Genomic DNA, 11,745 nt, shown 5'->3' with positions numbered 1-11,745 from the left:
GTCCTTGTCTCAATCATGGCTTGCCATGGATAGTAAACGCTTATGCTGTAATTAATATAGTCACTGGCATAAGCGTCTTGTTGATTTAGATAAATAGTTTTTGATTAAAGTAGAGCTTGATTAAAATAGGTCGTAATGAGTATTAAATACTCAGCGTCTTTTCACCGCGAGCAATACCAATCACACCCGAGCGAACCACTTCCATAATGCGCTCACGTCCGAGCACATCGATAAAGCCGTCAAGCTTTGCCTTGTCGCCAACGATTTGAATCGTATATAAATTGGCATTGACGTCGACGATCTGCGCACGGAAAATATCTGCACTACGTTTGATCTCTTCGCGCACACTACCAGTCGCTCGTACTTTGATCAGCATCAATTCACGCTCGACGTGTACATTCTCTGTTAGATTGTGCACTTTAACCACTTCAATCAATTTATGCAATTGTTTGGTGATCTGCTCGATTCTCTCTGGTGACGTAATAGTTGTCAATGTTAGGCGAGAGATGCTTGGGTCATCAGTAGGTGCGACGTTTAGCGTTTCGATATTGTAGCCACGCTGTGAGAACAAGCCGACTAGACGCGACAACGAACCCGCTTCGTTTTCCATCAATACCGAAATCAGATGTTGTTGTTGCATTAGGTACGCTCCCCTTTTGTTAACCACATATCACGCATAGCTTGCCCAGCGATTTGCATTGGATATACATGCTCGTTACGATCGACATAAACATCGATAAATACCAGTTTGTCTTTCATTGCCATGGCTTCTGCCAATTGCGCTTCCATGGTCGCAGGGTCAGTGATCTTGATACCAACGTGACCATAACTTTCAGCCAATTTGACAAAGTCTGGTAATGAATTCATGTAAGACTGGGCGTGGCGACCTTCATACAACATGTCCTGCCACTGCTTCACCATACCTAACTGGGCGTTATTTAGGTTTAGGATTTTTACTGGCAAGTTGTACTGTAGGCAAGTTGATAGCTCTTGGATATTCATCTGAATAGAGCCTTCACCTGTGATACAAACGACGTCACGCTCAGGGTTAGCAAGCTTTGCTGCCATCGCATATGGTAAGCCCACACCCATGGTACCTAGACCACCTGAGTTCAACCACTGACGAGGCTCATTGTACGTGTAGTAAAGTGCTGCAAACATCTGATGCTGACCGACGTCACTGGTGATAATAGCGTTACTATTAGTCACTTTATCTAGAGCCTGTACTGCGCTTTGTGGCTTGATACCATTGTCTGTACTGGTGTCATAACGCAGACCATGGCGCTTACGCCACTCATTGATCTGTGACCACCAATCTAGTAGGGCATGCTGCTCTAGCTGCTTGTCTTGACCAACAATCTCTAGCATGTCCGTTAAGACCGACTTCACATCGCCTACGATAGGAATATGCGCCAGAATGGTTTTTGAAATCGAAGCGGGATCGATATCGATATGAATAATAGTCGCATTAGGACAGAATTTTTTGACGTTATTGGTCACACGATCATCAAAACGCGCACCGACTGCCAAAATAACATCAGCATGATGCATACTCATGTTGGCTTCATAGGTACCGTGCATACCGAGCATGCCTAAGAACTGCTCATCTGAGCCCGGGAAAGTACCCAGACCCATCAATGTATTGGTCACTGGCAGATTTAGACGATGCGCAAGGTCAGTCAACTCTTCGTGCGCCTTACTCCAGATCACACCGCCGCCTGCATACACTACTGGACGCTGCGCCGCGAGTAACGTCTCAACCGCCTTTTTAATCTGACCACTATGGCCTTTGAGCGAAGGCTGGTACGAACGTATAAATACCTCTTCTGGGTACTCATAGGCATGTTTTTCGCTAGGGGCGGTCATGTCTTTTGGCACATCAATAACCACAGGACCTGGACGTCCAGACTGCGCGATATGGAATGCCTTTTTGACAATCATAGGAATTTCGCTAGCATGGCGTACTTGGAAGCTATGCTTAACGATAGGGCGTGACACCCCAACCATATCTGTTTCTTGGAAAGCATCTTCGCCGATTAGGCTACTTGGTACCTGACCTGAAATCACTACCATCGGTACTGAGTCCATAAAGGCAGTAGCAATTGCAGTAACGGTATTGGTTGCACCAGGACCTGAGGTTGCGAGCACCACACCAGTATTGCCAGTCACTCGTGAATAAGCATCTGCCATGTGACCCGCAGCCTGCTCGTGGCGTACTAGAATGTGTTCAACGGCTTCTTGCTGAAACAGCGCATCATAAATGTGTAGAACAGCACCACCTGGGTAACCAAAGATGTATTCGACACCTTCGTCAGTCAGCGCTTGTACCAGCATTTCAGCGCCCGATAGCATTACAGGCTCTGCACTGCCCTCTGCGAGACGTTGTTGCTTTTCTTCAAAATTTTTGGCGGCATTACCCGTTTGGGTATGTCCCGTCATATTCGGACTTTGCGTGGTTTGCGTCACTGTCATCACCTTTTTTTGCGGCGAGAATTTGCAGTATTTTATGAGGAGAGAGAATCCATGTAGGCATTACTTCTAAGTTCGTAAAATGACTGCCAATTCTTGTCCATATCAAGAATATTTGCCTAATGTATTGAGTTACGTTGTTTTTGAAGACAACAAATCACTCAAACACAGCAATGTATTTAAGGTCAGCTTTGTGATGGACATTTATCGATATACAGTGACAAGATACGAGTGCATCTAAAAAAGAGGCTTATTATTGCAAGTGAATACAAGCAAGCACTGATGACAAATTCATTGGTACAGCCGTATAGATATAAACAAATAAGATAAATTCTATAGCCAATAATTTGGCTGTCTCGCAAGCGTATTGACCCTTACGATAGATTTTTAAAAAACCTTATACTTACCTTATGTTTAACACAACTGATAGAATCACATGTAGTACATTTTAAATAATAAGTTTATCTTAGTCATTGTAGACAGATAAGTCCGGAGACGATGATTAGCGGTTAGTAGTCGCTTGACCACTACGTCTGCTAATCATGATCACAAAGGAAATAAAACTGCGTAAGCTACCGATAAGTAACCCGTAGTTTGCATTCACAAGTGCCACGGCAATATCATAAAAGCCGCTCACTGACCAATCAACTGCTCTTATATTCGATGGTTTAGACCCTATTGTCAAGAAAAACTTCTAAACCCTATACCTAACTATTAGTTATTAAGTAATATACATTGATAAGTATTTTTTGCTAAAATCAAAAGTCGGCAGGTTATTACTATCAATAACAGGCTTAAATGTTATATTTAACCTTATACCTATCTGCTTCTACCAAACAAGAGGATTGCCACTATGGCATATGCATCTATAATCACTACTGCTGCCAAACTGCTAACGAGCACTGCGTGTATGCTAATGCTGTCTATGAATGCCAGTCAGGCTATTCAGGTATATAAATCCATTGGTGCACATGGTGAAGTCAAGTACAGTCAACATGCTCCGCAGAATGGCAAAAACATCGAATTGATTGAGTTTCGTAGTGACGGCAGACAAAACAACGCTGGAGAAATGGCAGGCAAAACAGATGCCAGCCAAAGCAATAATACCCAAACGGCAGAAGAGCAGCGTGTAGCCGCTCTTGAAGCACGTATTAAAGAACAAGAAGCACAGGCCAATGCCCAGCGCTGTCAATCGCTGCGCAATAACCTAACCAACCTAAATGTTGGCGGACGTATCTATGAGATGGATGCAGATGGCAAACGTCAATACTTAGATGGACGTGAAATTGAGCTAAAACGTGAGCGCGTACAACAAGCAATCAATCAGTACTGTGGTAGCGCTACGACCTAGTTTTTGTAGCGATGATTACTCAACAATCATTAGCTGCATAACATGGCGAATGGCTGCTGGCATATCTTGAGCTTGTAGCCCTCGCTGTCCGACCAATAGCATATTGTTACTATAACAATCGCCCGTTTGGTTGACCAACACATCCCCTGCAAACCCATGTATAAGTACTGCTTGATGCAAGCTGCGCGACGCTGATACTAAGTCCTGCTGCGCCAACAATCCAGCAGTCACACCAGATAATACATCACCCATGCCAGCCGTTGCCATACCAGCGTTTCCGGCATTGCAGACGTATACCTGCTTTCGCCCTGATTTTTGCTCCAACACTAATGACCCTGCTCCCTTTAGTACCCAGTCACCACCATAAACCTTAGCGCATTGTGTTATAGCTTGCAGTCTATCACGCTCTACCTCGCTGATTTTTTGATCAAGTAACCTAGCCGCTTCCCCACTATGCGGTGTCATACAAACTTGATGATACAAGCTGTATTCTTGTAGCTCTTTTACCAGTTCATGACTGTCCATATGCAGCGATGCTAAATGATAAAGCCCATCAGCATCAATCACTATTGATTTTTCATACTCTATAGCTGCCTTTATATAATCGATGAATAGTGCTTTTGCTTTTTCGTCACGGCCTAATCCCATACCGATAGCAACAACGCTGGCTTGTTTTATTAAGGTCTTCACGCTATCTGTATCGTGCAGATTAATGGTCATGGCATCTGGCAACGAGGTTAACAATGCACAATGAAAAGCCTCATGGCAGGCAACCGTTATCTTTCCAGCACCAGTAGCCATCGTACTAGACGCAGCGAGTATCGCGGCTCCGCCCATACCTTGTGAGCCATCAATACGATTTCCGCCGATAACGAGTGCGTGACCATAGCTGCCTTTATAACTGTTTTGACGGCGTGCCTGCATACTATGTGCAGCCTTCAGCAGCATAGCAATGGGTTCAGATGCTGGGCTCGTGCTTTCATTGGCTATCGTATGGTTGCTAGCTTTTTGTGGTTGCGTCAACTCATAAGGTATGAGCGGTATATCAGTGACTTCTCCGCTATAATCTGTACCATCTTTGGTATGCAGACCGAACTTGCGTGCTATCAGACACAAAGTCACATCAGCCTGTATCGCAACGCGGTCGAACACTTCACCAGTAGAGGCCACCAACCCACTTGGAATATCGACTGCCACTGCTAATGCTTTATATCGTTGCGTACTATCATTGAAAGTATTAATCGCTTCTTTGTAGATACCTTCTGGCGCACGATCAAGTCCAATACCAAAGAGAGCATCGATATGCATATCCGCAGATAAGATACTTTCGTTTGAACTATCTTGACGATTATGGATCTCTTCAAAACGTCGATAGTTGCAATTGGCAGATAAGGCTATCTGTAGCGCTTTGGTAGCATCAGTCATGTTACTGCTATCACTATTTTTATGATTAGCAATTACTGTCTGACTGTTTATGGCAAGATCACTTTTATCAAAACCGACAGTGATTACTTCGACTTGCCAGCCTGCTTGCTGCAAATAATGAGCAATGAGCCAGCCGTCCCCGCCATTATTACCCTTTCCTACCCAGATGCATGCCCGATGCGGACAAGTATCATGATGATAAACATGAATATTGGGATGACTGTTTTCAAAGTATTTTTGCTCGTAAAGCTGTTCTATCCGTTGCGTCATCTGCCAAGCGGCTTGTTTCATTAGCCAAAAGCTATCGTACCCTTCTACAAACCATGCTTGCTCCATCGCATATACTTGCTTGCTACTATACAATGCCACAGGTTTTGTGTTTTTTATGGGTAATATAATGGTTTGATTTTTCATTTTATGTCCTCTACTGGTCTTTTCTTATATTTCGTACTAGCTTAGCAAAAGCTAATATCGACTTATGTATCGATATGACTGTAGGTTTATTTTCTTTTATACTTGCGCTCGTCACTCACTGGCTTATCATATCGGTACACCCATCACTTATGATCAAACACAAAACCTCCAATCGAACCAAATAAGCATCTATATTTATGCATACTGATAAAAAAAAGATTGCCATTAGCGACGCCTATGTATTTTCAACCACAGCAGAGGTTAAGCAATGGATAAAAGCGCAAGCACAAGCACTAGGGTTTGCTGACTGTGGATTTCTATCTGTCCACCATCCTTTGTTTACCCAGCAAGTTGAACAGTTACAGCAGTGGCTGAGTAAAGGCTACGAGGGTCAATTACAGTTCATGCATAACAACCACCATCTGCGTGCTCATCCCGAGGAGTTAGTAGATGGTGCAAAGACCATTATCAGTGTACGAATGGATTATCTCACTCAGGCACCGACGCCGCGTGCTGTCACGGACAACGATCATCCCAATCAAGGCATCATCGCGCGTTACGCCAGAGGACGTGACTATCATAAGACGATGCGTAGCCGCTTGAAGCAATTGGCCTTGAATATCGAAGCCATGCTTCCTGAATGGCAACATCTAGGTATCGGTGCAGAAAAAGAATTTATCTTCAGACCTTTCAGCGATTCTGCGCCTATATTTGAGCGGCCTATCGCAGATGCTGCAGGTCTTGGCTGGACAGGCAAGCATACGTTATTGATCAACAAACAAGCGGGCTCATTCTTTGTGCTGGGTGAGTTGTTTTTGAGCCTTGAATTACCCGATGATGAGCCTGTTAAGGAACACTGTGGTAGTTGCAGCGCTTGTATTGACATATGTCCTACTCAAGCGATTGTAGCGCCTTATGAGCTTAATGCATCTGCCTGTATCTCTTATTTAACAATTGAGCACGATGGTGTTATTGATATCAAGTACCGACGCGCGATTGGCAATCGGGTGTTCGGCTGTGATGATTGTCAGCTGATATGTCCATGGAATCGATACGCCAACCTTACTACCGTCGAGGACTTCGCGCCAAGACATGGTCTTGATAACAGCAGTTTGCTTGAATTATGGCAATGGCAGGAAGCGGACTTTTTAAAAAATACACAAGGTAGTCCCCTTAGACGCACAGGCTATATCAATTTTTTGCGTAATATCACGATTGGTTTGGGCAACGCCAATGCCAGTTTGGAAGTGGTTGAGCAACTGAAATCTAAGTTGACTATACATAATGCTATGCTCGACGAACATATCGAATGGGCATTGGATGAGCAGTATAAAAAATTAAATCCTAATAGCGAGCTAACCACTTCATAGATACGAATAAATATGTGAACTCATTATTTGATCTGATAGAAACCCACAAAAAAAGCCTCTTAAACATAAGAGGCTTTTTTATATTTAGTCGACTCTACTCAATCTCTAAGCACTTTTGAGAATTATGGCTTAGGAATGCGTAGTACTTGACCTGGATAAATTTTGTCTGGATCAGATAGCATTGGCTTGTTGGCTTCGAATATTTTCATATAATCACCAGATTCGCCATAAACGTCTTTGGCAATTTTAGATAAACTATCGCCAGACTTTACGGTATACATAGTTGATTCAGGCGCATCTTCTTCGATGTCGATATTGTCAATAACTTTTGCGACGTTCTGCACATTACCAATAGCGATGATGGCTTTTTCGCGATCAGCTTGAGTCTTAGCATTACCACTAATCTCTGCGGTATCTGTAGAACCATTATATTTGATTTTTAGATTGCTGATATTTAGGTTTTGCTGCTGAATACGACGTAGCAAGATGTTAGCAACTGACTGTGCTGAAGGCTCACTGCTTTGTACTGGTGTATTAGCATCTGCTTTGGTTTCAGATTTTGCGTCATGCTTTTCGTCATCACGGTTAAAAATCTTGTCACCGATATCCTTTGCGAAACTGAACATACCCATATAACTACTCCTTAAATTTTTATTATTCATCGTTGTTTTTTTGATGATGTGTAATAAAGCATTGTCTTGCTCTATTTCTAATTACCATGATGAGTATAGACAAAGGAGAATAAAGTAAATAGTAAGAGTATGTTGAGTAATGTTGGATTGACGTAGCTTATGTTAATACAACTCAATAGTCCAAAGTTCATACATATGAAAACCAGTATATCTAGCATAGTCAGCATATAAAGAAGAACAGACGCATAAAAAAACCGCCTATCTACAAGATAAGCGGCATCACAAAACTATCAACTGTGTAGCAAATTATAGCTGAGCTTGTACGTAATCGATTGCTTTTTGAACAGTAGTCAATTCTGCAGAATCTTCATCAGGAATAGTGATACCAAAATCACTTTCAAAAGACATAACCAGTTCAACTAGGTCCAATGAATCTGCACCTAAGTCTTCCATGAATGAAGCATCATTGTTGATGTCTTCAACATTCATACCTAATTGCTCAGCTACTGCTGCTTTTACTCTTAGTTCGATATCATTACTCATATAGATCACTCCGTTATCATCTATTATTTTTGATAAACTGCTATAGCGCTTAATCTAAGCTTTATAGCATGGTATATAAAATGTATTTGCCAGATCAGCATTGCTGTCTGAGTACTCTATGACATAGTGTACAATCTGTCTGATGTCTAATAAAGACCTGCTATCATACAGGGCTTTGACTCAAAAGTATCCGTCATTATAGCACCCTTTATTATAGTTTACACTCGTTCACACAGTTTTTTATTATAACTGTGTAACGCCTACATATACATGCCACCATTGACAGGAATAACAGCACCTGTGATATAGCTGGCCTCATCGCTGGCTAAGAAATGTACGGCTGCTGCAATGTCTTCTGGCTGGCCAAGACGGCTGATAGGAACAGCATCTAGCATAGAGTTCAATAGGCGCTCATCAAGCTCATCTGTCATATCCGTTTCGATCAAACCTGGTGCGACGCAATTGATAGTCACTTGGCGTGAACCGATTTCACGTGCAAGCGTACGGCTGAACCCTTCTACACCGGCTTTGGTCGCAGCATAGTTAGATTGACCTGCGTTACCCATTTGAGCGACGACGGAGGTTATATTGATAATGCGACCACGACGTGCTTTCATCATGCCACGTACTGCACGCTTACTCATACGGTATACTGATGTCAAATTGGTATCGATGACGTTTTCCCAGTCTTCATCTTTCATACGCATCAGTAGACCATCTTGGGTGATACCTGCGTTGTTGACGAGTACCTGTACCGCACCATAGACACTTTCGATTTCTTCGAACAGTTTATCAATTTGGGCAGTATCACGTACATCTAAAACACGGCCAATACCGCCAGTATCGTGAAGATAATCATCAATCAGCTCAGCACCTTTCTCTGTAGTGGCTGTGCCAATGACGAAATGTCCTTCTTTCGCAAAGCGTTTAGCAACTGCCTTTCCAATACCGCGGCTAGCACCAGTCACTAATGTAATCGTACGGCTCATAATAACACCTCTAATAATTTTTCTAGACGGGCAGGCTTGTCAGTCGGATAGCTTGCGATCGGCTGTGCTTGACGCTTCGCCAAATTGCTGAGGACATTACCACTGCCACACTCGATTAATATATTAATTTGCTTGTCAGCCAACTCTTGCATAGTCTTTGACCACAATACAGGTTCACTTAGCTGTTCAGTTAAGGCTTGCTTGATGCCCGCTGCACTGGTCTCAACACGCGCATGGCGATTTTGAATTACAGGGATAGTAGCCTGATCAAATTTGATCTCTGCTAATATCTCAGCTAAGGCATTACTTGCAGGTTCCATCAGTGCGCAATGAGATGGCACACTTACCTTTAGGGGCACAGATTTTTTGCCAGTATTTTTTACTTTGTCGATAACAGCGTTGACGCCCGCAGCATTACCCGAAATAACCACTTGCCCTGGACTATTAAAATTAGCAGCACCAACTACAGCAGCTTCAACATGTTCTGTTGCTTGTTCACATAGGTTTTCGACTCTATTGTCTTCAAGTCCTAATACGGCAGCCATAGCAGTATCAACCCCTACAACAGCCTCTTGCATCAACTGACCACGCTTATGTACCAAGGTCACGGCATGACCAAGCGATATCACATTGGCAGCACATAACGCGCTATATTCGCCAAGAGAATGACCCGCTAAATAACAAGGCGTTTCTTTAAGTTGTTGTTGTAAGACACGCCAAATAGCAATACTAGCTGTCAATAGCGCTGGCTGAGTGTATTGAGTTTGATTGAGTTTATCTTCATCTTGACAGATTGCCCACAAATCCTCACCAAGCGCTTCACTCGCTTCGGTAAACGTATCACGTATCTCTGGGTAAGTTTCAGCAAGCTCACTTGTCATTGCGACGGCTTGAGATCCTTGACCAGGAAAAATAACCGCGATACGAGCGGGTTGCTTTTTTACCATATCGGGTACAGAAGTCATAACCAATATTCCTTATCTGATTAGAATATCCCTAAAAACAATGGGGTTTATTATATTATTAGATGTTATACAAAGCTGCTACTTCGACTACCTGTCTACGACAACGGATTGTCAGTAAACTATACACTGACGCAAGCCATTATCATAGCGGATGCGTATCAAACGATGATAGTGAAGCGCTGTGCGAACCAAAAGACTAATGACGTTATCATGCTCTATTATCTACTAGGGAACAGAAGCTCGTTTAGGTAATGAGTAGAGTCATAAATAACAAAAAGCCAAGTTATCCAGCCACATAATATATGATAGCGAAATAACTTGGCTTTTTTAGCTCGAAGCTTATTGACTAATAATAATCAGGCAAAACAATGACAGTCACCAGTACTATCACTGCTTTGCTCAAATTATCATAGAGTCAATGTCTTAGGCGTCTTGACTTACTTTAAATAGCTGACGGCCTCGATAGAAACCATCTTTAGTCATGTGATGACGACGATGTTTTTCACCAGTAGTAGCGTCTACGCTTAGTTCAGCAATTTCCATACGGTGATGTGAACGGCGCATGTCACGACGAGAACGGCTTTTACGACTTTTTTGAACAGCCATGATATAGCTCCTATACTTAAAAGGGATAAGCTTAAAATTCAGCTTTAGTCGATACTGACAGAGGCTATATAATCATAACAACCTAAGTCTTAAGCATCATTAGTTAAATAAATTGTCACTTACATAAAGCGCTAACTATGTCTGAAATTTATGAAAAATTTACCTAGTCAGCTTCTATCAGCACGCAACAGGTTGCTCGAATGCAATAAACCGGACATTATACGCATGTTTATTGAATTAATAAAGCCCTGCCTTGCACTCTTCTGTGCAAAGCAGACAAAAGGCTCAATAAATACATCTAGCAAGTCAATTCTGTATTTATAATTTGCCTTTTAATGAAGCTAAAGCTGCAAAAGGGTTTTCGGTTTCTTCTTCTTCTGGGAGCTCGCCGAACTGCTCAACTGACATTTCACAGTCGTCATGTTTTGGCGCCATTGGTGTTTTGAGCAAAATCTCATCTTCTACCAGTTTTTTGAATGGCAATAAACGCTCAGGAGATTGCTCAGTGACGATTTCATCGAGCAACAAGTAATCTTGCTCATCATTGACCAAGCGTACTTGGCTATCGTTTTCAAGTAGCGCAATATCGTAGTCATCAGACAAGTCTATCGCAATTGGCTGTAAACAACGTTGACACGTCAACCAGACATCACCTGCCAAAGTGAATGCCAGATGCAAAACATTATTGCGGCGATAAAGCGTCGCATTCAACTGGATATGTGATTGTTCATGCTCTGTACTTAGTGTAGTAGCAAGACGATCAAATAGTTTTGGATCAATTTCTCCCGACCATTCATAACCCGTATCAGCCCATTTATCTAATGAAATGTGCTCAGGCATGCTAGTAGATACGGACGCTTTTTTATTATCAGCATAAGGTGCTGACGGCTTGGTTTCTGAAGTGCTTGACATGCGAGGCCTCATTCATAAAAACGGTGTATAATATTGCCTGCCATACTAACGGAAAGTATCAGGCTACGC

11 protein-coding genes are annotated in these 11,745 nt (G+C 42.6%); 2 read left to right on the top strand and 9 right to left on the bottom strand.

Annotated features, from left to right (window positions below; all coding sequences use genetic code 11):
* Positions 1 to 142 precede the first annotated feature (142 nt).
* Both ilvN and ACTXGL_RS11335 read right to left on the bottom strand, forming a co-directional pair.
* The gene (gene ilvN / locus ACTXGL_RS11340) at positions 143 to 640 is read right to left on the bottom strand and encodes an acetolactate synthase small subunit (protein WP_319052058.1); all 498 of its coding nucleotides are present in this window, start codon (positions 638 to 640) and stop codon (positions 143 to 145) included.
* On the bottom strand, positions 640 to 2,352 hold the full coding sequence (locus tag ACTXGL_RS11335; RefSeq protein ID WP_443526909.1) for an acetolactate synthase 3 large subunit: 1,713 nt from the start codon (positions 2,350 to 2,352) through the stop codon (positions 640 to 642). The genes ilvN and ACTXGL_RS11335 overlap by 1 nt, the downstream gene beginning before the upstream one ends.
* A gap of 970 nt (positions 2,353 to 3,322) precedes the next feature.
* Here ACTXGL_RS11335 and ACTXGL_RS11330 point away from each other — a divergent pair.
* Positions 3,323 to 3,820, top strand: a complete 498-nt coding sequence (locus ACTXGL_RS11330) for a DUF4124 domain-containing protein (RefSeq protein WP_443526875.1) — start codon at positions 3,323 to 3,325, stop codon at positions 3,818 to 3,820.
* 15 nt (positions 3,821 to 3,835) lie between these two features.
* On the opposite strand, the gene ACTXGL_RS11325 is transcribed toward ACTXGL_RS11330, so the two are convergent.
* Positions 3,836 to 5,659, bottom strand: a complete 1,824-nt coding sequence (locus ACTXGL_RS11325) for an NAD(P)H-hydrate dehydratase (protein ID WP_443526874.1) — start codon at positions 5,657 to 5,659, stop codon at positions 3,836 to 3,838.
* Between the two features lie 197 nt (positions 5,660 to 5,856).
* Here ACTXGL_RS11325 and queG point away from each other — a divergent pair, with 197 nt between their 5' ends.
* Positions 5,857 to 7,029, top strand: coding sequence for a tRNA epoxyqueuosine(34) reductase QueG (gene queG, locus ACTXGL_RS11320; RefSeq protein ID WP_443526873.1), 1,173 nt, complete (start codon positions 5,857 to 5,859; stop codon positions 7,027 to 7,029).
* A gap of 122 nt (positions 7,030 to 7,151) precedes the next feature.
* Here queG and lysM read toward each other — a convergent pair whose 3' ends face one another.
* The 6 genes from lysM to ACTXGL_RS11290 form a co-directional block, all read right to left on the bottom strand.
* Positions 7,152 to 7,661 (bottom strand): peptidoglycan-binding protein LysM, encoded by a 510-nt coding sequence (gene lysM, locus ACTXGL_RS11315; protein ID WP_071003170.1) that lies wholly within the window; start codon positions 7,659 to 7,661, stop codon positions 7,152 to 7,154.
* Positions 7,662 to 7,967: 306 nt separating this feature from the next.
* Entirely contained in the window at positions 7,968 to 8,204 is a 237-nt protein-coding gene (gene acpP, locus ACTXGL_RS11310) for an acyl carrier protein (RefSeq protein WP_057758815.1), read from the bottom strand.
* Positions 8,205 to 8,464: 260 nt separating this feature from the next.
* Positions 8,465 to 9,193 carry a 3-oxoacyl-ACP reductase FabG gene (gene fabG, locus ACTXGL_RS11305; RefSeq protein ID WP_057758813.1) on the bottom strand — a complete coding sequence of 243 codons (729 nt, stop codon included), beginning with the start codon at positions 9,191 to 9,193 and terminating at the stop codon, positions 8,465 to 8,467.
* The gene (gene fabD / locus ACTXGL_RS11300; RefSeq protein ID WP_443526872.1) at positions 9,190 to 10,158 is read right to left on the bottom strand and encodes an ACP S-malonyltransferase; all 969 of its coding nucleotides are present in this window, start codon (positions 10,156 to 10,158) and stop codon (positions 9,190 to 9,192) included. The genes fabG and fabD overlap by 4 nt, the downstream gene beginning before the upstream one ends.
* Positions 10,159 to 10,581: 423 nt before the next feature.
* Positions 10,582 to 10,764: a 50S ribosomal protein L32 gene (gene rpmF, locus ACTXGL_RS11295; protein ID WP_057758809.1), complete on the bottom strand. Its 183-nt coding sequence runs from the start codon at positions 10,762 to 10,764 to the stop codon at positions 10,582 to 10,584.
* 318 nt (positions 10,765 to 11,082) lie between these two features.
* Positions 11,083 to 11,676: a YceD family protein gene (locus tag ACTXGL_RS11290; RefSeq protein WP_443526871.1), complete on the bottom strand. Its 594-nt coding sequence runs from the start codon at positions 11,674 to 11,676 to the stop codon at positions 11,083 to 11,085.
* Between the last annotated feature and the right edge of the window lie 69 nt (positions 11,677 to 11,745).

It is taken from the genome of Psychrobacter sp. T6-6 (genome assembly GCF_052258185.1).
Classification (GTDB): Bacteria; Pseudomonadota; Gammaproteobacteria; order Pseudomonadales; family Moraxellaceae; genus Psychrobacter.
Note: the sequence above shows the minus strand (reverse complement) of the source record. Positions and strands in the feature narration are given on the sequence as shown.